Below are 24,002 nucleotides of genomic sequence, written 5' to 3'. Positions count from 1 at the left end.
AGGCGATCACGCCTGCGCAGGTCTGTCCCAGAGGTTCAAAGACTGGCCGATGCCATTCTTCCTGGCTGAAGAATACATCTCGTATCCCCAGCTGATGTCAAACACGGCCATGCCGCAGGCAATGAAGATGATCCGGTCCTCCGGCGTCTCGCGCCCCGGCTTGCGACCATTGACAACGTCGCCCAGCCCCGTCGAATCCTTCAGTTCGGGCAGTTTGCCCTGATCGATCAACCGGTAGAAAGGGCCGCCGATGACGCTGCTGTAATAACCTTCCCTGTTGCCGGAAGCGATCGCGTCCTCGACATAGGCCTCCTGCAGCGGCGTGTGATCGTAAACGACCTTGCAGCCGGTAAGGAAGGTCTCGTCGGCGTTCACCGGGCCGGACACGAGAATGGTCGCACCGGGCTTGATCCACTCGTCCTTGAAGGCAAGCGGCTTGAGACGCGATGCGGCAACAGTAATGACATCGACATCGCGGAAACCGGCCTCGGTCTCGTCGACACCAACCGCCTCGATACCGTAGCTTTCGGACACCCATCCGGCAAACTCGTTCGCCTTGTCGATGAAGAGGTCATAACAGATTACCTTCTCGACAGTTTCGAGCTGGGTCATCACCGCCGTGAAACAGGCCTTGTTGATCGGCCCGCAACCGACGACCGAGACGATCCTGGCATCGGGGTTGGCAAGGTATTTGGCAGCAACACCTGGCACCGCACCGGTGCGCGCCGCACTCAGCAGATTGGCTGACATCAGCGCCATCGGCGCTCCGGTCTCCTTGTCGTTCAGCATCATCGTCAGGATCGAACGCGGCAAGCCTTTGCCGGGATTTGCGTGGTTCGAACCATACCATTTGTTTCCGCAGACATCGAAGCGTCCGCCGAGATAACCGGGCATGGCTGCGAAGCGGCGGTCGGGGCCTGCAACTGGCATGTTAGGGAACCTGGTCTCCTTGGGGAAGACGATGTTCATGCCGTGATTGTTGTGATTGGCACCGCCCATCAGGTAGTCGCCCTCGCCGAGCAGACTGAAGGTTTCTTCGCAAACCTCGACGCAGCGTGCGGCGTCTAGCACCCCGGCTGCAATCATGTCCGGTTCGGAAAGGTAGAGAAAATCGATCTTGGGATCCATCGGGAGAGCCTTGTTAGCGGGCATTTTGCAGAAGCGCTGGAGCAGTCTGAAACTTGAGGAGTGGCGATATGTCGTAGAGCCGGCATCCAGGGCTGAGCGCATTCGCCCGCATCAGGAAATTCAGCTTCTCGATCCGTTCACCCGAGCGCGGCGCTCCATTTTTCTGGAACGGAACCTGCAGGCCGACGGAAAAATCCATGACGACGTCGTCGACAACCCCGCCGGAGCGGCCGGACGGCACGGCGATCATGCCGTGATCATTGGCAAACCTGTAGGCATCCATCGCCTCGGTGATCGTACCGACCTGATTGGGCTTGAGGATAAAGCCATCGACAGCGTGGATGCGATGCGCCTTTTCAAGCAGGTTCCGGTTGGTCACCGTCAGGTCATCGCCAAGGACGATCGTGCGGGTCAGTTCGCGCGAGGCTTTAATGTATCCGTCCCAGTCATTTTCATCGAGCAGGTCCTCGATAAAGACGAGGTCGAATTTTTCGGTGAGCGTCTTGGCGTAGGCGATGAGTTCGTCGGAAGAGACCCGCTCGCCCTTCAGCAGATATGTTTTGCTTTCCTGATCGTACATCTCACTCGATGCGCAATCGAGCGCAAAGGCGATCCGCCCGGTAAAACCGCAATTGTCTATCGCCTCCTGCATCAGGCCGAGCAGGATTTCTGGATCCTCCGAGGGAGCAGCGTAACCGTAGGAACTGGCGACCTGCGGTTTGTGGCCGAGATAGAGGGAGAGCACATTTGCAAGTTCATGAAACACCGCCACGGCCATCTCGACGGCAAAGTCGATGCTGTCGGTACCATAAGGAACGATCAGGAATTCGTTGAAGGCCTGCACGAAGCCGTCAGAACGTCCGCCATTGATAACGTTGAAGCAGGGCACCGGAACTGTGCGGATTTCGCCACTGGCAATATGTTCGTAGAGCGGGATGCGGCGGGAATCGGCTGCCGCACGAAAAGCGGCAATCGAAACCGAATAGATAGCGTTTCCACCGAGATGGCGCTTGTCCGGCGTTCCGTCCAGAGCTGACATCGTCTCGTCGATCATACGCTGGTCGAAGATATTCATCCCGACAAGGGCGGGACCAATCACATCCTGCGCATTGTCGACCGCCTTGTGGACGCTGAGCCCCTTGTAGGAGCGGGCGTCTCCGTCTCTCAGTACGAAGGCCTCATGCATGCCGACCGAGGTCCCGGTCGGTGCGGCACCTCGCCCGATCGCACCGCTTTCCGTGCGGATCTCGACTTCAACGGCGGGTCGGCACTTGCAGTCGATGATCTGCTGCGCGCGGACCGAAACGATCCTGTCTTGGCGGTTATCTGACATTCGACGGATCCGGTACATAGAGGATGTTGAGGTCACAGAGGTTTGTGCCGGTATTGCCGGTGAAGACGGTCGCACCGATTGCTTCGAGCGCCTCGAAACACGCGTGTTCGCGCAGTGAATGATAGAGGTTGATACCCTTGTCGCTCGCCGCTTTCAGGCTGGTGGAATCGGTGATGCCGCCTGCGACCTTTGTGGTGCCATCAGTGCCTTCGCTGTCGATCGACAGAAGGCAGGCGCCTTTTGTCTTAGCCGCCGCGATGGCGAAACTCACCGTCATCTCCTGGCCGGGGCCGCCGTGGCCCCTGATCGCCGCATTATCGAGAATCTGGGTAGTAACCTCGCCGGAACTCAGGAGAACGCAGGGTGCCATGACTGGATTGCCATAAGCCTGGATCTCCCGCGCGATCGAGGCGAGGAAAATACCTGCGTCACGACTTTCTCCCTCCAGGAAAGATGAGACAATCACCGCAGGAATGCCCATTTCCCCGCAGATTTCCTTCGCATAGATGCAGGAATCCGGCAGCGTGTTGAGCAGGAAATAGGTGTTGTGGGGAAAGGCCTTCGGGGTCTCGGCTTCCGGCCCCGCGTTCATCAGATAATCGACCACGCTTTTCGGCAGGCGATCAGCGACGTCGAAGTTGACGATCGTCGCGCGCGCATCGTCGAGTGTCGTCGCATCCGGACCGATCGGTGTGCTCTTGTAGGCGGAATAGGGAACCGAAATATCTCCGGTTGCCGGTGACCCCACCGCATCACTGATGCCGAAGCCGATGAGTTCGGCGCCGACCTGCTGAATGCGCTTGGCCAGCATACCGCCGTTGAGTGCCGAGATATGGCGCCGCACCGCATTGATCTCGTAGATACCGGCACCGGATTTGAGCAGCACGTCGGTCGTGTCGATTTCGTCCTGCAAGCTGATACCGTCGATCGGGCAGGACATCAGAGCCGAACTGCCGCCGCTGATAACAACGATAAAGAGGTCTTCGGGGCCGGCCTGATCGACAATGTCTATGATCTTGCGCGATGCGCGATGCCCCTCCTCGTTCGGCAGGGGATGGCCCCCGACAAATACCTCGGTCTTGTCGAAGCGGTCCGTATCCTCGCTCACCTTGACGATTGCAATGCCCTGCGTCAGGTGATCGCCCAGCACATGTTCAACGGCCATCGCCATGTGATTGCAGGCCTTGCCGGCGCCGAAAAGATAGACGTTTCGCTTCGCCGCCAGATCCCATGAGCAAGCACCGATATGGAGCGTGCCGCCCTCCATGCGCATGATGCTCCTGATACGTTTGTAACTGTCCAGCCGGTCCAGCGTGCGGTCGGCAATTTCCAGCACGATCCGGCGTGACGTCGTATCGCCTGAAGAAAGAATGTCTGCGGAATTTCGGATTTTGATCATTGTCGGACTGCGGTCAAAGGGAGGTAGGGCCGGCTGCTCGCCTGCCTTGCAATCTAAGACTGACGATAGTCGATTGTCAAACAATTGATCAAAGGACAATGCTTGCAGTCAATTCGCCGGGAATGCTATGGTCTGTTCAGCTTGTCAGCTGCCTTCAGCCCTACTAAAGGCGGTGCTTCGGCAGCCGTGCTGCGTTCGACAATATTCAAGTCTTCTGATAATTAGGCGCCCATGAACACGACGTTGTCATTCTCGATTGAAAAGGTGCACAAACGCAGCACCGAGGCCAAGGCAGCAGATACATTGCGCGATGCCATTATCGGCGGCGTCATTCCTTTGGGCGCGCGGATCACGGAAATCGTGATGGCCGAGCATGTCGGAGTTTCCCGCGGAACGATACGCTCGGCTTTCAATCAGCTTGTGCAGGAAGGGTTGCTGGTTCAGGTTCCCTATACCGGCTGGACCGTCATGACGCTGAGTTCCAAGGATGCCTGGGAGCTTTATACGCTGCGGGCCAGTCTGGAAGCACTTGCCAGCCGCCTTGTTGCGGAAATGATCGGCGGCGATCGCGACCCGGCTGGCCTCACCGCCAGGACACTGACCTCCGCTTTCGAGCGGTTGAAGGAAGCCTGCAGGGGAGGCGACCACAATGCGATCGCGGATGCCGACATGAACCTGCATAGAGCGATCGTTTCGCTCGCCGGTCATAGCCGCCTGGACGATCAGTATGCGCGCATAGAACATCAGATCCGCATCTATATCCGATCCAGCGACGGTCTGGTGGGGGATCCTGAAGAGATTGCCGCACAGCACGCTCCGATCGTCGATGCGCTTTTGCGCGGTGACGCGGCCGGGGCATCTGCAGCGGCTACCGCTCACAACGAGCGCGAGGGGGCCTTTCTCGTCGAGCATCTCAAGCGGTCAGAGACCTGACCGCGGTCCCAGGATCAGGCCGTTATCAAACCCGGCGCCTCCGCCATCGGCCTGACGCAAACATCACAGCCGGCGAACATTCGAGCGGATAGAAAAGCAAAGGCGGCATCGTATTCGATGTCGCCTTCGCCTGTTTTTTCATATCGTGGCGTAGAAGTCCTTTAAGACCCTTCCGCCGGATCTCAAATCTCCCGAATGATCTGCTCGGCGATGCGGACGCTGAGCGCCGCTCCCGTCAGCGTCGGGTTCATGCAGGATGCGGAGGGCATAACGCTGGTACCGGCGATGAACATGTTCTTGTGGTCGTGGGTGCGGCAGTCGCGGTCAACCACCGAATCCTTCGGATCATCGCCCATGCGGGTCGTACCCATGACATGCTGGCGGTTCTGCCACTTGACGTCGGTCGACAAAACCTCGGCATCGAGCAGCTGGGCGATCTTGTTCAGATCCTCCAGACCGCGGTCGCGGCCGGCGTTCCAGTAGTCGGTGACGCTGTAATAAAGAACAGGAACCGGGAGTCCGAGGGCATCGAACTTGGTCTTCGACGGCGTGACGCGGTTTTCAGGCAGCGGCAGCGGTTCGAAATCGATCGCCCAGTTGAGCGAGCGGGCCGAATATTTGCGGATCTGCTCATCGAGCTTGGAGCCCATGATACCCTTCTTGAGAAAACCCTCGGTCATCTGGGCGGTCGGCACGGTATTGCGGACCTTGATCTTGTAGCTCGGATAATCTTTGCGGAACTCGCCGTCGCGCTGGTTGAGATAAACCAGCAGTTCGGTCGGACCTTCGCCCGGCCAGAGGTCCTCCTTGGTCAGCATATTCATGCTGATGCCCGTATGGTCCATCAGATTGCGGCCGACCTGGTCGGAGGAATTGGCAATGCCATTCGGATATTTTTCCGAGGTCGACATCAAAAGCAGCTTGGCGGATTCGATACCGTAGGCGGCGAGGACGAAATATGGCGCCGTCAACTTATGCTTGGAACCGTCCGGCTTCATGTACCAGACGGCCGTGATCTTGCCGTCATCGCCTGCCTCGATATTGTAGACGACCGAATTGTCGAGCACCTTGGCACCATGCCGCTCGGCCTCGTCAATATGCTGGGTGCCGTCATATTTGGCACCGATCGGACAGACCGGGTTGCAGTTGTTGTTGCCCGCGCAGACCGGGCGGTTGCCATAGGGACGCGAGGCGCGGCCATGCGGCTCCAGTACAGGGTTGAAGCCACCGACTGAAAGCTTTTCGGCCAGCGTCTGGAACATGTAGCTGGAATTCAGCTGCTTCATCGGAAAAGGCATCGTGCGTGGCGGCATCGGGATACCGCCCTGGCCGCTTTCGTCCTGGCCGTCGACGCCGGTCACGCCCAGTTCGAGTTCTGCCTTGTTGTAATACTGTTCGAGATCGTCATAACCGATCGGCCAATCGCGACCGCGGCCGTAGAGCGACTGGATCTTGAAGTCATTGGGGATCATCCGCCACAGCGCCGAACCGAAATGCCACGTCGTGCCGCCGACAACGCGAAGGTAGGACGTGCTGTACTTCACCGGCCCTTCATATTGCAGATAGTCGCCATAGGTGGACGGCGCCCACGGCATGCTGGGGAAGGGGGAGCCAGCGCCTTGCAGCTTGGCATTGGCAAGCGAAAGCTTGACCGGCGCGTTGCGGAAGGTTTCGACGATCTCGCGGCGATCGACACGCGGTCCGGCTTCCAGCACGATGACCTTCTTGCCGGCCTTGGCGAGGTTGGCGGCGACGATGCCGCCCATGACGCCCGAACCGATGACGATCAGGTCCGCATCAAATGAATCGTTGGCCATTGTCTTGTCCTGTCAGATCTTGCTGCCGGGCTTCGGTCCCCAGGCATTCGGGCCGGGACCGTAGGTCGGAATGGGAAGAATGCCCTTTGTCGGGCGGTACATCAGTGCTTCCGCATAGGTGATTAGCTCCCGGTCCTCGGGCTCGCCGACTACGCCGAGATACCAGGCGGATACGATCTGGTTGGCAGTCTGGGTCAGCGCCGGATCGGTTCCGGTGAGGGCCAGAAAGCCGTCCATATTCGGCACGCCGGATTGCTTGACCAGTTGCGACAGGGCCGTGAGGCTGGCGTCGAAATTGGCGTCCCGCTTCCTCAGGGCTGCCAGAAAGCGGGTGCCGAGAACGGGATCAAGCTTATAGCCTGTCAGGAATTCCGAGAGCTGTGTGAAGGAAGCGGCCTTGTCATCCGCGGCAGCGGCAGACAAGGGACCGGCCAGATTGGCAACCAGTGCCAATCCGCCGACAGCAGCGGTGGTGCGCAGAAAACTGCGACGTGAAAGACCATGGCCGAGGATGGCCGGAGAAGAAGGATCGAAAGGCATCAGGATCTCCAATGGAGCGTTCAATGCGAAAAGGAAGATGCGACGCTATTCAGCCGAAGGCCGGACGTGAACGGCGGCGGAACACCAGCAAGACAATTGCCGCGATGACGATGACAGCGACCATGATGGCGGCTGGTAACGCCAGCGGCGCCAGCTTGACGATAAGCGGTTTCTCGCCGCCTTCGCGGATACGCCCCACGTCGGCCGGCGTCACCTTCACGGCAGAATTGCCATAATTGGCCAGCACATAGTTGCTGACATCGGCAATATCGCGGTCCGACAGGCGATCCGTGAAGGATGCATTCGGACCGAATGCCGGCATGAAGGCTACCGTCTCGCCGACCGTGCGATGCAGACCGTAGAGAATGGTCGAGACCAGGTTGTCAGCGCGGTCTCCACCGGTCGCGGTGTTGTGGAACAGTGACGGGTAATGATCATTACCCTGCCCATTCAACTGGTGGCAGGCAGCGCAGCTGCCGCTGAAGACGTGGAAGCCGTTTTCATCGATCGACTGCCCAGGCGTGCCGCGCAACGAGGCCTCGAGCTCGACCGAAGGCTTGCCCAGGTCACTACGGGACTGCTTCTCACCGGATACGACCGCCGGCACGTCCTTCAAATACGTGACGATAGCCTTGACGTCGTCGTCCGACAGATGCTGCAGGCTGTTCTCGACGGCTTCGGCCATCGGGCCTGCCGCCTGTGCCTTTCCGGCTACATGACCGGTCTTCAGATATTGGCTCAGATCATCGTCGGACCAACCGCCGATACCCGAGACCTTGTCCGACGTGATGTTCGGCGCATACCACGATCCGACGGAACCACCGCCCAGCGCCGAGCCTTCGTTCTCTGCCATGAAGGCATTGCGTGGCGTGTGGCAGGTGCTGCAGTGTTCGAGCGCTTCAGCGAGATAGGCGCCACGGTTCCACTCGGCAGACTTTGCCGGGTTCGGCTTAAAACGGTCATTGCCGAGAAACAGCAGGTTCCAGACGGCCATCGAGCTGCGGATCGAAAACGGGAATGGCAACTCGGTCTGCTGAGGTTTGTGGTCGTCCGGCTTCACCTCATTCATGAAATAGGCATATAGCGCCTTCATGTCGTCATCGGTGATTTTTGAATACGCCGTATAAGGCATGGCAGGATAGAGGTGGCTGCCGCCCTTCGCCACACCTTCACGCACGGCACGGGCAAACTCTTCTTCGCTGTAATTGCCGATCCCGTCTTCTTTCGAAGGAGTGATGTTGGTGGAAAAGATTTTGCCAAGCGGGGTATCGATACCGTAACCGCCGGCAAAGGGGGTACCGCCATGCGGCGCGGTGTGACAGGCAGCACAGTCGGCTGCGGTCGCCAGATATCGGCCTCGGGCAACCAGGTCGGAACCTTCTTGAGCAAGAACGGCGCTGGACGTTGCGGCCAGCGTGCCAAGACAGAGAAGCGCGGTTCGAAGCGAAGCCGAGATCGGCGCGATAAACATGTGGCCGACGGAGGAGGGCGTGATATTGGGCGTAGGCATAAACCCCTGAGCTTTCATCAAGCGTGAACATTAAATGCCAACCAGGATCGCCTCCCACGACCCGGACCGGTTCTTATCGCCGCGATGCAAACGGCCACATCAGGAATAATACCTCGCCTGGCGAAGCAATTCTTGGACGAAAACGCTTCCCTTACCGGCCTATATGAGCATTTCGGAGGGCGTGTCGATGTGTCGCGTGCGCAACTTGATCTGGGTCATAGCGTCGCGGCGCTGGCCTTGGAAATCAGTTTTTGGTAGAATCAGCTTACACAAAATGTGAAATCCGATAATGAAATTCGACCTGACCGATCTCAAGGTTTTCGTTTCCGCTGTCGATGGTGGCAGCCTCACGTCGGCAGCGGCTGAAAACAATGTCGTCGTCGCCGCAGTCAGCGCCCGGCTGCGCCGGCTTGAAAACACTTTCGGCCTCGAGCTCTTTGAAAGAACCGGCCGCGGTATTCGCCCGACCTTGGCAGGCGAAATGCTGGTGCGAAGGGCCCGGCAGCTTGTCGATGATGCCCGCAAGGCAGAAACCGAATTGGAGGAGTTTGCCGTCGGCCGAAGCGGCAAGGTGAGACTGCTGTCCAACACGAACATGCTTGCCGAACACTTGCCAAAGGCACTCGGCACATTTCTGACCGCCAATCCGCAGATTGACGTGACGATCCAGGACAAGCCAAGCCTCGAGGCCGTCACCATGCTGAAAAACGGCGAAGCCGATATCGGCATTGTTGCCTCGTCTGCCGACATGAGCAAGCTGGAGCGCTGGCGCTTCGTCGCCGACAGGCTGGTGGTCGTTACACCAGTGGAGTGGAACATCACAAACCCGATGACATTCTCCGAAATACTAAGCCACCCGCAAATTGCGCTGCGCGAGAACGTTGCGCTCTCACAATTTCTGCATCGACATGCCAATGAATTCGGACGCAAATCCCATATCCGCATTCGCATGGATGGATTTGAAGGCCTTTGCAGAATGGTTGAAGCCGGAGCCGGTCTCGGCGTGATCCCCGAAACGGCCGCGCGGCGATATGCAGGTTTCATGTGCTACAGGACCCTGCCGATTGCCGAGAACTGGGCCGAACGCGAACTCTTTCTCTGCGCCCGGTCCGAAGCCCAACTGCCACGCTACGGAAAAGCGCTTCTCGCGCATCTGCTGAATTATGTCGAAAGCGTTGGACGCGACGAGCTGCACCTTTGAAATCAGGCTTTGGTGCCTGGCCGGCGGCCTTCCGCCGCCCCGTCAATGCCCCGCCATCATGGCGACCTCAGCCAATCTCAGCGGTTGGATGGCTTGTGCTTTCGCTCCCGGCACACCCTGCGCCCCAATGTCACGTTGCAACGCGGCGTTTTACCCTTTGACCAGCGCTTGGTGCGGGTGTATCTAAATATGAGATGCATATCTCAATATTTGAGACAATAGAGCGTCCGTCAAACAGCCTTGCGATTGTGGTTCATTGCCCACACGCGACGCGCTTCAAGTCTTATATTCGAACCACGGGAGGGGTTCTCTATGCTGATTGCCACCTTAGATACGGGCACCACCAACACGCGCGTGGTCGCATGGCGCGACGGTTCTCCCGTTGGAGAAGCCGGTCGGCCGGTCGGCGTTCGCGACACCGCCATCACAGGCAGCACCGACAAGCTGAAAGCCGCCGTCGGCGACGCTTTGTCGGAAGCTCTTTCGGCTGCAAACGTTTCCCCGGACGAGGAATGCCTCTATCTCGCTTCCGGTATGATCACCTCCAACAACGGTCTGCGCGAGATACCGCATCTGCCGGCACCAGCCGGCAAGGCCGAACTTGCGGCCGGCATGCAGTCGGTCGAGCTTCCCGGCGTTACCGACCGACCGATCTGGCTCATCCCCGGCGTCAAAAACCGGGCTGGCACGATCTCCATCGACGATTGCGATGACATGGACATCATGCGCGGCGAGGAAACAGAGGCTATCGGCGTGCTGCACACTCTTGGCGTCACCGGCCCCGCGGTGCTGATCCTGCCCGGATCGCATGCGAAATTCGTCGGCATCGACGATGCCGGCCGTATTGCCGGCTCGATCACCACTATTTCCGGAGAATTGCTCGACGTCATCAGCCGTCACACGCTGATCGCCGGCTCGGTCGATCACGGTTTTGCCGAGCAGGTCGATCGCAGGGCGCTCCTCAAGGGCGCCGAACTTGGCGCCCGTCTGGGCGTGGGCAGATCCGCCTTCATCGTCCGGCTTCTCGACCTGTTCGGCGATATGGACCGCGACGGGCGCGCCAGCTTCCTGCTCGGTGCCGTGCTTGCGAGCGATCTCGCCGCGCTGAAGAGCAGCCACTCACTGAAGGTTGCACCGGAAAGCCGGATCATCGTTGCCGGCAAGGCGGGGCTGCGTGATGCGCTGATGGCACTGTTGGATGCCGATCCACATTTCACCGGCCCGATCGAGGCCGTGCCGGATGGAATACATTCTATTTCTGCCTTGGGCGCCATGGAGATTGCGCGCGTCCGCGGACTGATTTGAGGAATTCAGAAGAAGTAAAGGGAAGAGAAAAATGTCTATTCAACACACTGCGGCGCCGGCCAAAAGTACCGGCAATCGCAGATGGATCATCGTCGCCATCCTTCTGGTCGGTGGAATGGTCAACTTCATCGACCGCACGGCGCTCTCAGTCGCAGCACCGGAAATGATGAAGGAACTGCAGCTGAGCAACTCCGATATCGGCCTGCTCGGCACGATTTTCTCACTGATCTACGCCCTGTTCCAGCTTCCGGCCGGCTGGCTAATCGACAAGTTCGGCGCCAAGCGCGTCTATACGGGAGCAGTCATCCTTTGGAGCGGTGCAACGGCGCTGACCGGTGTCTGCTCGTCCAAAGTCGGCCTGATCGCGGCCCGAGGCGTTCTCGGGATCACCGAGGCGCCATGCTGGCCGAGCGCTGCTAAGATCACCGCCGCCTGGTTTCCGAAGAAGGAGAGGGCGCTCGCCACCGGCATATGGGATGCCGCTTCCAAATGGGGGCCGGCACTGGCACCCCCGCTGCTGGTCTATCTGATGGTAAGCTTCGGCTGGCGCGAACTCTTCTATATTGCCGGCGGTTTCGGCATCCTGTTCGGCCTTTTGCTTATCCTTGCCTATCACCAGCCGGAAAAGACGAGCTGGCTGTCGAAGGACGAGCTTGACTACATCAAGTCCGATGGCGGCGGCACACCAGACGTGATGGGTGCGGGCCAGAACCCGATCCGCTGGCGCGATCTCTTTCGCTATCGCACCGTTTGGGGCATGATCCTCGGCTGGTTCTGCTACATCTGGATGTTCAACATCCTCACCTATTTTGTGCCGCTTTATCTTTTGAAGACGCAGAACCTCGACATGAAGTCGATGGGTTTCCTCGCTTCTGTGCCCTTCTTCGGCGGCATCGCCGGCGCCTTCCTCGGCGGCTACGTCTCCAAGTGGCTGGTCGACAAAAATGTCGCCTCGCCGCTCAACGCAAAGCGTGCCGTCATCTCCGTTTCGGCTCTGCTCGGCGGCCTTGCGCTGATGATCGCACCTTTCTTCACCAGCCTCGGCGGAACGCTCGCATTGCTGACCATCGGCATGGCCATGCTGTCGTCGCTTTCGGCCAACGGCTGGGCTCTGCCCGGCGACGTCGCTCCGAACTCGATGGTCGGCTCGGTCGGCAGCATCCAGAATTTCGGCGGTTATTTCGCCGGGTCGCTGTCACCGCTGGTCACCGGCATGATCGCCGACGCCACCGGCTCCTATGCGCTCGCCTTCATCAGCGGTGGTTTCATCGCCGCATGCTCGGCCATTTGCTACTGGTTCATCGTCCGCAAGCCGATCGAAGCAGAGGCATAAACATCAACATTCCGAAAGGTTGATCCAATGCTGAAACAAGAGGTTATCGCCACCATCCGGGAAAGCGGCATCATTGCCATCGCCCGCGGGCTCTCCCCCGCAGACGTGGTGCCGACGGCCCAGGCGCTGCTGGAAGGCGGCGTCAAGGTGTTCGAGATCACCTGCAACAGCCCCTCCGTCTACGAGGGCATCCGGGCGCTGAAGTCAGCGCTCGGAGACCGGATGCGGATTGGAGCCGGTACCGTCGTCAATCCGGTATCCGCCACGCTGGCGCTCGATGCCGGCGCCGATTTTGTTCTCGCTCCGAATTTCGAGCCGGACGTGATCGCCGCCGTCCACGAGCGGCAGCGCCTGATGATCCCGTCGGTCACCACACCAACTGAAGTGGTGAAGGCTTACCGGCTCGGTTGCGACCTCTTGAAGCTGTTTCCGGCCGGCAGCCTCGGTCCCGGCTATATCAAGGATATCAGGGGACCATTCGCCGAAGCGGCTCTCATCCCGGTTGGCGGTGTCGGTCTGGACAATCTCGAGGCATTCGCCCGCGCCGGCGCTTATGCCGCCGGCGTCGGCAGCAATCTTGTCCGCCGCGACCTGATCGCGGCCGGAAACTGGCAGGAATTGACCGCCGAGGCCCGCCGCTTCGTGGCGGCCTTTGCAGCCGGACGAGCCGGCGCGTGATCGCGCCGGCCATTTTCCAATCTGGAGTCATTTTCAATGAAGATCACCAAACTCACGACCTATCGCCTTCCGCCGCGCTGGATGTTTCTGAAGATAGAGACCGATGAAGGCGTCACCGGTTGGGGTGAACCGGTCATCGAAGGCCGCGCCCGCAGCGTCGAGGCGGCCGTCCATGAACTCGGCGAATATCTGATCGGCAAGGACCCCGCCCGGATCAACGATCTCTGGCAGGTGCTTTATCGCGCCGGCTTCTATCGCGGCGGCCCGATCCTGATGAGTGCCATTGCCGGCATCGACCAGGCGCTGTGGGACATCAAGGGCAAGGTGCTCGACGCGCCGGTCTACGAATTGCTTGGCGGCCTCGTTCGCGACCGCATCAAGGCCTATTCCTGGGTCGGAGGTGATCGGCCAGCCGACGTTATTGCCAATATTCGCACCTTGCAGGGCATTGGCTTCGACACCTTCAAGCTGAACGGCTGCGAGGAAATGGGCATGATCGACAGCTCGGCCAAGATCGATGCCGCTGTCGCCGTCGTTGCCGAAATACGCGAGGCCTTCGGCAACACGATCGAATTCGGCCTCGACTTCCATGGCCGTGTCGCGGCACCCATGGCGAAAGTGCTGATCCACGAGCTGGAGCCGTTCCGGCCGCTCTTCATTGAGGAACCGGTGCTGGCTGAACAGGCAGAATATTACCCGCGTCTTGCCGCTCAAACCCACATCCCGATTGCCGCCGGCGAGCGGATGTTCTCGCGCTTCGACTTCAAGCGCGTGCTCGAAGGCGGCGGCATCTCCATCCTGCAACCCGATCTCAGCCACGCCGGCGGCATTTCGGAATGCTTCCGCATCGCCGCAATGGCCGAAGCCTATGATGTGGCGCTCGCACCCCATTGCCCGCTCGGGCCGCTGGCTCTGGCATCCTGCCTCGCCGTCGACTTCGTTTCCCACAACGCCGTGTTCCAGGAACAGAGCATGGGCATCCACTATAACAAGGGTGCCGAGTTGTTCGACTACGTCGCCAATAGGGATGACTTCCGTATCGAAGATGGCTGGTTCTACCCCAACAAACGGCCCGGTCTCGGCGTCGAGGTCAACGAGGAACTGGTTATCGAACGCTCGAAAGACGCGCCTGACTGGCGCAACCCGGTATGGCGGCTGGCCGATGGCTCGGTCGCTGAGTGGTGAATGAGGGAGAAATCATGATGTTCGACAAGACCAAGGCAATGGTCGTCAAAGCTGCCTTCCTGCCTCCGGCACTGGCAAAGCGCATCGACGAAACCTGCACGCTCTCCGACTGGGAAACCCTGAACGATACGGAGCGCCAGACGGCGGCCGACAACGCCCGGGTTCTCGCCGTCAACGGTGAATCGGTGATAACCGCCGAATTCATCGCCCAGTTTCCCAAGTTGGAACTGATCGCCGATTTCGGCGTCGGTTACGATGGCATCGATGTCGCGGCCGCCAAGGCGCGCGGCATCGCCGTCACCAATACGCCGGGCGTGCTGACCGACGACGTCGCCGACATGGCCATGGGCCTGTTGCTTGCGACCTCTCGCCAGATCGTCGAAGCACAACGCTTCGTCGAGCGCGGAGATTGGGCAAACGGCGGCTTCACCTGGACCCGTAAAGTGTCCGGAGGCAAGCTCGGGATTGCCGGCATGGGCCGCATCGGCCAGGCGATTGCCCGCCGGGCTGCAGGCTTCGACATGGAGATCAGCTATACGGATCGGCAACCGATTGCGGGTTTGCCCTATGCTTTCGCTGCAGATCTCAAGACGCTTGCCAGCAATGTCGACTTCCTTGTCATCTGCGTCAACGGAGGCGACAAGACACGCGCGTTGGTCGATGCCGAGATTTTGCAGGCGCTCGGCCCGGAAGGTATTCTTATCAATATCGCACGCGGCACGGTGGTCGACGAGACGGCCCTGATCGCAGCCCTGGATGCGGGATCTATTGCAGGTGCCGGCCTCGACGTTTTCGAATGCGAGCCCGAAGTGCCGGCAGCACTGCATGGGCGCCCGAACGTGGTGATCACGCCGCATATGGCAAGCGCCACCCATGCGACGCGAAAGGCCATGGGCGATCTCGTTTTTGAAAATATCGCCGCCCATTTTTCCGGTCAGCCACTAAAGACCCCGGTCAATCCCTATTGAGGCAAAGCGGCGTCGGCCGCGCAACCGTTGCCGACACTGACTGACGAATTTTCAACCGCCTCGCGCCAGATCCACAGTCCGGCGCGGGGCCTTGCCTCCATCACCTGCGTCCCGACACCGGAACCGGACAGACTTCAGCGGGCGCCTCTCCGAGCGCGGTGGAGATCGACTGGGCAGTCGCCGCCACAACCGGCCCCAGTTCAAGCATGCGTGCCTCCGACATATGAAAGCTGGCACTGGCTATGCTGACGGCAGCGACCACTTCACCATTTACGTCGCGCACGGGTGCACCCACACAACGGATGCCGACTTCATTTTCCTCGAACTCCATCACCCAGCCCTGCTGGCGATAATCACGCATGGTTGCGAGATATTCGGACCAGGGCGGAAGGGGAGGGCGTTCACTCACCGTCCGCTCACGCAGCAGGACCGCTTCGTCATAGACTTCCAGCCATCGCTCTTCCGACATGCCGAGCATCAGCGCACGACCGACGCCGGTTGAGGCAAGCGGCATGCGCTGGCCGATACGCGAGCGCATTTCAAGGCCGCGTTGCCCCGACAACTTGTCGAGATAGAGCACATGCGGTCCCTCGATCTGTCCCAGATGGATGGTATCGCCGCAAAACTCTGCCAATTTCTCGAGAAAGGGGCGGGCGAGTTGGGCGAGGGGACGTTGTTCGCGGGCACGGGTGCCGAGATAGATGAGTTTGTAACCGAGCGTGTAGCCCTGGTAGGGAACATGATGAAGGTAGCCTTCTGCCACCAGATTGCTCAACACCCTATGGGTTGTGCTGCGCGGCATGCCGAGACGTTCCGACAGCCCCTTGACATCGCAAACACCCTGGGCGACCTGCTCCAGCAGGGACAGGCCTCGAAGCAGCGTCTGCGTACCGCTCGGCGACTTGCTGCGCGCGGAAATCTCTGTCTCATCAATGTGGGCATGTCCATGCTTGACGGGCTGACGCGACAAAAACAATTCTCCATTTACAAAGCCGGCAAGGGCCGGCCTTCATCCGTCATATCGCAAGACGGCGGCGGCGCCTATATGAAGAGGACCAATTAGCGGTGGTAGTGCGGAAATCGCGCGGTCGGCAACAGTGGGTGAAACGGTGACGGACCGATATGGACACTGCATGGATCGTCCCAAAGCAGTTTCGATCATTTGGTAAGCCGAAGGCACAAATTTAGGCACGCCTCACCTCACCAATGCAGCGCATGCATGGCTGTACTGCGACAGAGGCACTAACTGGTGTTCGGGAATGCTGTATAAATCATTCCAACGAAGCGATGCACCTCCTCCCGCAGAGCTTCGTGTTTCAGGCGCCCCACTCCTCCTCCCAAGGGAAGCCTGAAGGAACGGCGGCACTCCTCCTCCCAGTCGCTGTTCAATTGATTTCGAAAAGCCTGCTGCACCTCCTCCCGCGGCAGGCTTTTTCGATTCTCCCATTAAATTGAAATAGAACAGAGCCGCACTTTTGCGGGCCGATAAGCGCAATGGCGCGCGGCACCGCCACTCTTCAAAACACATGCTTGGCATGATGGCGCATGCCAACGACCTGAAATCGTGACTGCGAATTGATCCGTATCGCAAGATGGCACCGCGACAGCCAAAGCGATCGCGGTGATCTGCGTTTCACCGCCCCGAAGCCTGGGCAGCATACATGTAGCTGTCATAGCTGTATTCCGCGACACGGAACCATTCGAAGCTCTCGTCGCGGAACTTCTTCCAGCCAGGGTAGATCTTCGCCCAGGTCGGATGTTTCTGGCTATATTCCGCATAAAGTTCGAAGGAAGCCTTATAGGCTGCATCCATTACGTCGCGAGGCAGCGGACGCAATTGCACGCCCTTGCCCACCAGCGATCTGATCGCCGAGGTATTCTTGACGTCGTACAACGCCTGCATGTTGATGTTGGCGGCCTTGCAGGCCGTATCGAGCGCCGCCTTATAGCTATCCGGCAGCCCCGCATACTGGGCCTGATTGACGAAGAAGTGGATCGTCAGCCCGCCTTCCCAATAGGCCGGATAGTAATAATTCTTGGCGATCTGGTAGAAACCAAGGCGTTCGTCGTCATAGGGACCGATCCACTCGGCCGCATCGATCGTGCCGCGTTCCAGCGCGGGATAGATGTCGCCACCCGGAAGCTGCTGTGGCACCACGCCGAGACGAGCCATGACCTGTCCGGCGACGCCCGCAATGCGCATCTTGATGCCCTGAAGATCGGCGACAGTCTTGATTTCCTTGCGGAACCAGCCACCCATCTGGGCGCCGGTCGCACCACCAGGAATACCGACGACGCCGTAATTCGACAGGAACTCGTTATAGGCTTCGTTCCCGCCACCATGATAGAGCCAGGCGTTCTGCTGCCGGCCGTTCAATCCGAACGGGATGGTAGAACCAATGGCGAAGGTCGGATCCTTGCCGGTGAAGTAATAGCCGCATGTATGGGCGATTTCGACCGTGTTTTCCTTCACCGCGTCGATTGCCTGGGCGCCGGGAACGATTTCACCAGCCTGGAACACCTGAATCTGAAACTTGCCCTCGGTGATCGTGGAAAGTGCATCGGCCATGACCACTGCGCCGCCATAGATGGTATCGAGATTGTTCGGGAAGCCCGAGGTCAGCCGCCAGCGTATCGAAGGCTGGCTCTGAGCCACTGCCGGGGCAGCGAGTGACGCACCGGCTGCCGTTGCTGCACCGGCAAGCGCACCTTTCGTCATGAAACTGCGACGGCTTACGTCCTTTTCCATTTCAATCCTCCTCAATTGATCTGTCGGTAAACGGCGCCCGCGGCGCCGGGACTAGTTTACGGATTGGCCGTTCCCGTATTTGGCGGCGGTGCGCCGAAACTCGGTGGCGCCGGCTCGCTGGTCGTGGGCGCCGGAGCGCCAAAGCTTGGCGGCGGAGCACCGAAACTTGGTGCCGGGGGCGTGCCCTCGGACGAAGACCCGGGCGCTCCGAAAGGGGCCGAAGGGCTTCCGAATGGATTGAGGCCATCCCCGCCCGGCATCGGAATATTGATCTGGATCGTGTTCGGATCCACCATTGAAGCGGCGGACTTGTAGTGCATGACGAGCCCGGGGAAGGTAACGACGACGATGACCATTACAAGCTGGATCAGGAGATACGGAATCGAGCCCATATAGATCTGTCCCGAGGTTACGGGCTGGATCGTTGCGCCGGTGATCCGGTCCTTGTAGGCGCGCGTCGGCGCCACCGAACGAAGATAGAATAATGAAAAGCCGAAAGGCGGATGCATGAACGAGGTCTGCATGTTGATCGCCAGCATCACGCCGAACCAGACCAGATCGATGCCGAGGCTATCGGCCACGGGAGCGAGAAGCGGCACGATGATGAAGGCAAGCTCGAAATAATCGAGAAAGAATGCCAGGAAGAACACCAGCAGGTTTGCGACGATCAGGAAGCCGACCTCACCGCCCGGAACGGAGGTCATCAGATGCTCCACCCACAAGTGGCCGTTCACGCCATAGAAGGTGAGGGAGAAAACGCGGGCACCGAGCAAAATGAAGATGACAAAGGACGACAGTTTGACCGTGGCATAAAGCGCGGATTTGACGATATCGAGATTCAAACGGCGGTTCATGGCAGCAAGCGCGAGTGAGCCGACGGCACCCATCGCACCACCTTCCGTCGGGGTCGCAAGCCCGATGAAGATCGTTCCAAGCACCAAGAAAATCAGCACGAGCGGCGGAACCAGCGACGTGACAACCTTCTGGAACAGCTTCCAGCCTCGCAACGATCGCGCCTCAATCGGCAATGCCGGCACACTTTTCGGCTGAAGAAACGACATGACGATGATGTACAAGGCATAGGCAACCACCAGCATAAGGCCGGGGACCATCGCACCCTTGTACATATCGCCGACGGAACGACCGAGCTGGTCAGCCAAAACGATCAGGACAAGACTTGGCGGGATGATCTGTGCCAGCGTTCCCGACGCTGCAATCGTGCCTGCCGCGACGCGGCGATCGTAACCGTAGCGCAGCATGATCGGTAGCGAGATCAGGCCCATCGAAATGACCGAGGCAGCCACCACACCGGTCGTCGCCGCAAGGATTGCACCGACAAAGATGACTGCAAAGGCAAGACCGCCGCGGACAGGCCCGAACAGCTGCCCGATCGTATCAAGCAATTCTTCGGCCATGCCACTTCGTTCGAGTATCAGGCCCATGAAGGTGAAGAACGGGATCGCCAGCAGGGTTTCGTTCGACATCTGCCCGAAGATGCGATCCGGAATGGCACCGAAAAGATTGACCGGGAGAAGCTCCATCTCGATGCCGACAAAACCGAAGCCGAAGCCGACGAAGGCAAGTGCAAAAGCAACCGGATAGCCGAGAAGAAGAATGATTATGAGGGAGCCGAACATGATCGGCGCGAGATTTTCCGCAAAAAATGCAAACATGGCCGTTATCCGTCCTTAGAGGGTCTGTGCTTCTGCATCAGCCATGGCGATCGCGTCCGGCAATTGCCCGCGCAGGATGGCGACGCGCTTGATCAGCTCGGAAAGACCCTGCAGGGCCAGCAATCCGAAGCCCAGCGGGATCAACGCCCAGACCGGCCAGAGAATGAGGCCACCGGTATTGTTGGAAATCTCGCCGCTGATGAACTTGGAGACCACACGCGGCCAGGACAGGTAGATGGTGATCAGGCAGAACGGGAAAAGAAAGAAAAGCGTGCCAAAAATCTCGATCCAGATCTGGGTCCGGCGCGAGAGGCGACCGTAAACAAGATCGACCTTAACATGTTCATTGTTGAGCAGAGTGTAGCCCGCCGCAACAAGGAAGCCTGCAGAAAACAGATACCACTGCGCTTCAAGCCAGGCATTTGAACTGAGGTTAAACAGCTTGCGGGTTGTGGCATTGACCGCACTGATGACGATCGCCAGCAGGATCAGCCAGGAAACGGCTTTGCCAATAAATGTGTTTGCCGCGTCGATGATACGCGACAGCGCCAGTAGACCGGACATGATATTCCTCCCAAACCCCGTCATGAACGGGGTATGGTGCAATTTCTACGTGCGGCATTTTGGCAGAACAAGGGGAGGGGCAGAAGAAAGGCAGGCAACTACCCACTAATGGGTAAGTTTCATCTCGCCTCGGGCAAGGATATCCCGTTTTCCATCACGTAGCGGGTAAGGCCGGCTGTCGTCGCGATACCCAGCTTCTTCTTGATGTTCTTGCGATGGGTCTCGACCGTTGCCGGCGATATCACCAGTGCCTCCGCGATGTCTCGGTTGCTTTTCCCGCAAGCAAGCTTTGCCAGAATATCGCGCTCCCGTGCCGTCAGGATGTCTCCGGAGGCAAGCGCCTTGCCCGACATCAGCACCTCGGACACACCAGCCGAGAAATAACGACCACCGGCGGCGACCATTTCTATCGCGGCAACAATTTCCTCGGTCGGTACATCTTTCAGGATGTAGCCGGCAGCCCCGCGCAGCACGGATGCCGAAATATATTCTCGGCTATCATGCATGGAGAGCATCAAGACCTGAGTTTCAGGCACTTCCTTCTTAAAAAGTCCGATCGCTTCGATACCGTTCATCTTCGGCATGTTGATGTCCATCAGCACGACATCCGGCCGGCTGCGCCGCGCCTCCTCGATACCCGCCGCGGCCTGGACTGCCGTGCCGACGACGGCGATATGGGAGTAGGTCTCGAGCAGCGCCTTCAGGCCATCAAGGACAAGCGGGTGATTGTCGACCAGAACGACCTTGATCCGATCCGGCATCAGGCCGCCTCCCGCATTTCGCGCAGGCGACTGTTGGCGGATTTCGGCAGCATTGCGGTCAAGGTCGTTCCGGTTTCGGACGACCTGATGATCAGTATCCCGCCGAAATGGGCCATGCGTTCCTGCATGTTCCTTAGGCCAAGACCACCAACTGAGCCGGGCGGCAGCCCGGCCGGCGATCCATCAAACCCATGACCATTGTCGGTGATCGTCATCCGCATTCGCCCGCGCTCGCTCCACAGTCTGATATCAACCCGGCCAGCACCGGCATGCCGTTCGACATTCGTCAAAGCTTCCTGTGTGATCCGGTAGATTGCGGTACTCGCCTCCGGCTTCAGCACGTCGGGCGTCTCCACCTCGACGACAACGCTGATGCCCGTTCTCTCAGCGAAATTTTCTGCAAGCGACTTGATCGCTGGCGCCAGACCGAGATCGTCGAGAATCCTGGGGCGAAGCTCATGAGAAAGCCGACGGACCTCCTTGATCGCCGCATTCAGCGCATCAGCACCTTTCTCAATGGCCACCGACGCGTCATCGGCGTGGCTTTTCACCTTACGACTGGCAAGATCGATTGAATATCTGACGCCGATCAAACTTTGCGAGATGCCATCATGCAGTTCGCGTGCGAGCCTCGTGCGTTCCTCCTCCTGCGCATCGATCACACGTTGGGCGAGGGCCGCCAGTCTCCGGTCGGCCAGGCGCCTCTCATGCAGGGTGATGAACATGCAGGTCGCAAAAACGACCAGCACGGCGGGTACTGCAATCGACGCGACGGTCGTGAATGTGCGACGAATATTCTCACGCATGCCGGCCTTGGTGGCGGCCGTCTGAGCGAAGACGTCGTCAAGATAGACGCCGGTACCCACCATCCAATGCCATTTATCCAGTCCGGCGGCAAAAGACAGCTTGTCGGCCATTTCTCCCGAGGAAGGCTTTTCCCATTTATACTGATGCAGCCCGCCTCCTTCCCTGGCCTTGGCAATCAGATTGGCAATCACCTGGTCGCCATCGGGATCCATGAGACCCAGCCAGTTATGGCCAGGCCTGAATGCCTGGCGAGGATGGACGATGTTGTTGCCGTCATAGTCGTAAACGAAGAAATAGCCGTCCTTGCCGTAATCAAGCGAGGTCAGTATAGCCCGGACCTTCTCCTTGGCCGCTTCATCATTGGTACCGGCATGCGCATACACGTCCCCGATCGCCGACAAGGCAAGGTTCGTCAGGTTGAGCAGTTCCGTTTCCTTGGCCTTGAGCAGGTTTCGCTCAAAAGTGTCGATGCTGCTCTGAGCCAGTATGGTAGACTGCCGGGTGATAAAGGCCGTCACCGTCAGGATGGCGACGATAAGAGGCACGATCGCAAGCGCAATAATCTGATGACGGAGTTGCACGCCAACCTCCTCCAAAGCCAGCCTCAAAAACGAACGACAGTCCTAACACGATTTGTCAGCCATGACGCAATCCGCACCCGCTCGAATCCCGGTGTCCGAAGGCTGCGATATCGAGGCTGCGGAAAGCTCAGGTCATCAGCAGATATGCAGGCAAGGATCATCACGTCTGCACAGAATGCTTCTTCCAGGAATTGTCACCAGTCTCACAAGTTCCATAAGCTATCTTATGCGATCTTTATGCCAAACTCACACTCAGCTTCAGTTCCGACATGCTCCCATTTCCGGAAATTCTGATCACGTTGTGGAGCCCCTCCTCTACTCCTTGGCGAAGAGAACACAGACCGGTGTTCCGATCTCGTAGATATCTCCCAATGGCGCAAGGACGCCGGTCGTCGGATCGATGGAGAAGACGGCGAGTGACGAACTGTCCTGATTGGCAACTACGAGGAAAGTGCCGTCAGGATCTATCGCAAAATCGCGGGGTGTCTTTCCCCTCGTTTCATACCAGCCGATCGGCTCAAGCGAGCCGTTACTCTCTTCGACCTTGAATGCGGTGATGCTGTCATGGCCACGATTGGAGACATAAAGAAAGCGTCCCTGCGGATGCAGACGGATAGCGGCGCCGCTTGACGTGCCGGCAAAATCGGCGGGCAAAGTCGAGACCTCAGCGATCGGATTCATCGAGCCATGCCCATAGGCATAACTTGCAACCGTGCAGCCCAGCTCGTTCAGGACGAAGACATGCCTTCCATCTCTGGAAAAGACCAGATGCCGGGGCAATGCACCGGGCGTTGCTTGAGCCACAGAATCCGGACGTTTTTCGACGAAGCCTTCGGAAATGGAGTAACGAACGATCTCGTCTGTGCCCGCATCACAGATCACAACATGACGGCCATCCGGCGAAACCGTTGCCTGGTGAACATGCGGACCTTGTTGCCGCTCGGCATTCGGCCCGCTGCCGCTTCTACGAATATCGATGCCCTCACCCGCTGGCCGGCCATCGACGCCGAGCGGATAGGCAACGAGATTTCCAGATTGGTAGTTGGAGATGAATAACCACCTGCCGTCTTCGTCGAGAGAGACATGGCAGGGTGCGTCACCGAAAACGGGTAAGCGATCGACGACCGACAATTTGTTTGCTGCACCCTCCCGCTGGAGAATGGCAGCGCCGGCGCCATCTGCCTCGTCCCGTTCCTCGACACTATAAATCGTGCGACCGTCGCGCGACATGGTCAGATATGTGGGATTGCAGACATCCGAGACTGTTTCGATTGCCTCGATCCGGCCCGATGAACCGTCGATTTTCAGGATCGAGATCCCATTCCCTTTCGCTAGGACATGCGGCAGGGAATGTGTGTAGCTGCCAATGATAAGAGTAGATGTCCCCTGCCCGTCGCCATGCACTGTCATCTGTTTTCTCTGTCTGGGTTGGAGCGAAAAACATCGGCTATCCCCGAGAGCCATCCTGCCCTCGGCCCCGCGATCAACATAATGGCCGAGAAGGTCCGTTGTGAATGCCTGAAGGGCCGCATCTCAT

The 24,002-nt window shown here is 58.9% G+C and carries 19 protein-coding genes and 1 pseudogene; 7 read left to right on the top strand and 13 right to left on the bottom strand.

What is annotated here, in order from left to right; genetic code table 11:
• Nucleotides 1–6: 6 nt before the first annotated feature.
• From AC2GXZ_RS18880 to AC2GXZ_RS18870, 3 genes are read right to left on the bottom strand one after another with little or no spacing between them, the layout of a single operon-like run.
• Nucleotides 7–1,128 carry a tyramine oxidase subunit B gene (locus AC2GXZ_RS18880; RefSeq protein ID WP_483760727.1) on the bottom strand — a complete coding sequence of 374 codons (1,122 nt, stop codon included), beginning with the start codon at nucleotides 1,126–1,128 and terminating at the stop codon, nucleotides 7–9.
• 13 nt (nucleotides 1,129–1,141) lie between these two features.
• The gene (eno, locus tag AC2GXZ_RS18875; RefSeq protein ID WP_483760726.1) at nucleotides 1,142–2,461 is read right to left on the bottom strand and encodes a phosphopyruvate hydratase; all 1,320 of its coding nucleotides are present in this window, start codon (nucleotides 2,459–2,461) and stop codon (nucleotides 1,142–1,144) included.
• Complete coding sequence (locus AC2GXZ_RS18870; RefSeq protein ID WP_483760725.1) at nucleotides 2,451–3,860, bottom strand: glycerate kinase type-2 family protein; 1,410 nt, start codon at nucleotides 3,858–3,860, stop codon at nucleotides 2,451–2,453. The genes eno and AC2GXZ_RS18870 overlap by 11 nt, the downstream gene beginning before the upstream one ends.
• Nucleotides 3,861–4,103: 243 nt before the next feature.
• On the opposite strand from AC2GXZ_RS18870, the gene AC2GXZ_RS18865 reads away from it, so the two are divergent.
• Nucleotides 4,104–4,793 (top strand): GntR family transcriptional regulator, encoded by a 690-nt coding sequence (locus tag AC2GXZ_RS18865; RefSeq protein ID WP_483760724.1) that lies wholly within the window; start codon nucleotides 4,104–4,106, stop codon nucleotides 4,791–4,793.
• 182 nt (nucleotides 4,794–4,975) lie between these two features.
• Here AC2GXZ_RS18865 and AC2GXZ_RS18860 read toward each other — a convergent pair whose 3' ends face one another.
• From AC2GXZ_RS18860 to AC2GXZ_RS18850, 3 genes are read right to left on the bottom strand one after another with little or no spacing between them, the layout of a single operon-like run.
• Nucleotides 4,976–6,610: a GMC family oxidoreductase gene (locus AC2GXZ_RS18860; protein ID WP_483760723.1), complete on the bottom strand. Its 1,635-nt coding sequence runs from the start codon at nucleotides 6,608–6,610 to the stop codon at nucleotides 4,976–4,978.
• A gap of 12 nt (nucleotides 6,611–6,622) precedes the next feature.
• Nucleotides 6,623–7,150: a sugar dehydrogenase complex small subunit gene (locus AC2GXZ_RS18855; protein WP_483760722.1), complete on the bottom strand. Its 528-nt coding sequence runs from the start codon at nucleotides 7,148–7,150 to the stop codon at nucleotides 6,623–6,625.
• A gap of 49 nt (nucleotides 7,151–7,199) precedes the next feature.
• On the bottom strand, nucleotides 7,200–8,660 hold the full coding sequence (locus AC2GXZ_RS18850) for a c-type cytochrome (protein ID WP_483760721.1): 1,461 nt from the start codon (nucleotides 8,658–8,660) through the stop codon (nucleotides 7,200–7,202).
• A 289-nt stretch (nucleotides 8,661–8,949) separates the two neighbouring features.
• Here AC2GXZ_RS18850 and AC2GXZ_RS18845 point away from each other — a divergent pair, with 289 nt between their 5' ends.
• From AC2GXZ_RS18845 to AC2GXZ_RS18820, 6 genes and pseudogenes are all read left to right on the top strand, one after another.
• Entirely contained in the window at nucleotides 8,950–9,861 is a 912-nt protein-coding gene (locus AC2GXZ_RS18845; RefSeq protein ID WP_483760720.1) for a LysR family transcriptional regulator, read from the top strand.
• Between the two features lie 312 nt (nucleotides 9,862–10,173).
• Nucleotides 10,174–11,166 carry a 2-dehydro-3-deoxygalactonokinase gene (locus AC2GXZ_RS18840; RefSeq protein ID WP_483760719.1) on the top strand — a complete coding sequence of 331 codons (993 nt, stop codon included), beginning with the start codon at nucleotides 10,174–10,176 and terminating at the stop codon, nucleotides 11,164–11,166.
• 19 nt (nucleotides 11,167–11,185) lie between these two features.
• Nucleotides 11,186–12,499 (top strand): annotated as a pseudogene (locus AC2GXZ_RS18835) (MFS transporter); the annotation flags it as partial.
• A gap of 27 nt (nucleotides 12,500–12,526) precedes the next feature.
• Nucleotides 12,527–13,177 (top strand): bifunctional 4-hydroxy-2-oxoglutarate aldolase/2-dehydro-3-deoxy-phosphogluconate aldolase, encoded by a 651-nt coding sequence (locus AC2GXZ_RS18830; RefSeq protein WP_483760718.1) that lies wholly within the window; start codon nucleotides 12,527–12,529, stop codon nucleotides 13,175–13,177.
• A gap of 36 nt (nucleotides 13,178–13,213) precedes the next feature.
• Nucleotides 13,214–14,362, top strand: coding sequence for a galactonate dehydratase (gene dgoD, locus AC2GXZ_RS18825; protein ID WP_483760717.1), 1,149 nt, complete (start codon nucleotides 13,214–13,216; stop codon nucleotides 14,360–14,362).
• Between the two features lie 14 nt (nucleotides 14,363–14,376).
• A complete protein-coding gene (locus AC2GXZ_RS18820; RefSeq protein WP_483760716.1) occupies nucleotides 14,377–15,330 on the top strand; it encodes a 2-hydroxyacid dehydrogenase in 954 nt (317 codons plus the stop codon).
• Between the two features lie 100 nt (nucleotides 15,331–15,430).
• Here AC2GXZ_RS18820 and AC2GXZ_RS18815 read toward each other — a convergent pair whose 3' ends face one another.
• The 7 genes from AC2GXZ_RS18815 to AC2GXZ_RS18785 all read right to left on the bottom strand — a co-directional run bounded on the left by AC2GXZ_RS18815 (nucleotide 15,431) and on the right by AC2GXZ_RS18785 (nucleotide 23,875).
• The gene (locus AC2GXZ_RS18815; protein WP_483760715.1) at nucleotides 15,431–16,300 is read right to left on the bottom strand and encodes an IclR family transcriptional regulator; all 870 of its coding nucleotides are present in this window, start codon (nucleotides 16,298–16,300) and stop codon (nucleotides 15,431–15,433) included.
• Nucleotides 16,301–16,963: 663 nt separating this feature from the next.
• Nucleotides 16,964–18,079 carry a TRAP transporter substrate-binding protein gene (locus AC2GXZ_RS18810; protein WP_483760714.1) on the bottom strand — a complete coding sequence of 372 codons (1,116 nt, stop codon included), beginning with the start codon at nucleotides 18,077–18,079 and terminating at the stop codon, nucleotides 16,964–16,966.
• 56 nt (nucleotides 18,080–18,135) lie between these two features.
• A complete protein-coding gene (locus AC2GXZ_RS18805; RefSeq protein WP_483760713.1) occupies nucleotides 18,136–19,752 on the bottom strand; it encodes a TRAP transporter large permease in 1,617 nt (538 codons plus the stop codon).
• 15 nt (nucleotides 19,753–19,767) lie between these two features.
• A complete protein-coding gene (locus AC2GXZ_RS18800) occupies nucleotides 19,768–20,316 on the bottom strand; it encodes a TRAP transporter small permease subunit (RefSeq protein WP_483760712.1) in 549 nt (182 codons plus the stop codon).
• 119 nt (nucleotides 20,317–20,435) lie between these two features.
• A complete protein-coding gene (mctR, locus tag AC2GXZ_RS18795) occupies nucleotides 20,436–21,077 on the bottom strand; it encodes a two-component system response regulator MctR (protein WP_483760711.1) in 642 nt (213 codons plus the stop codon).
• Nucleotides 21,077–22,465: a two-component system sensor histidine kinase MctS gene (gene mctS / locus AC2GXZ_RS18790; RefSeq protein WP_483760710.1), complete on the bottom strand. Its 1,389-nt coding sequence runs from the start codon at nucleotides 22,463–22,465 to the stop codon at nucleotides 21,077–21,079. Before mctS ends, mctR begins: the two co-directional genes overlap by 1 nt.
• 315 nt (nucleotides 22,466–22,780) lie before the next feature.
• Nucleotides 22,781–23,875 carry a lactonase family protein gene (locus AC2GXZ_RS18785; protein ID WP_483760709.1) on the bottom strand — a complete coding sequence of 365 codons (1,095 nt, stop codon included), beginning with the start codon at nucleotides 23,873–23,875 and terminating at the stop codon, nucleotides 22,781–22,783.
• Nucleotides 23,876–24,002 lie beyond the last annotated feature (127 nt).

This window comes from Aliirhizobium sp. YIM B11859 (assembly GCF_057163345.1).
The sequence above is the reverse complement of the archived record's forward strand: the minus strand, read 5'-3'. Positions and strand labels throughout refer to the sequence as shown.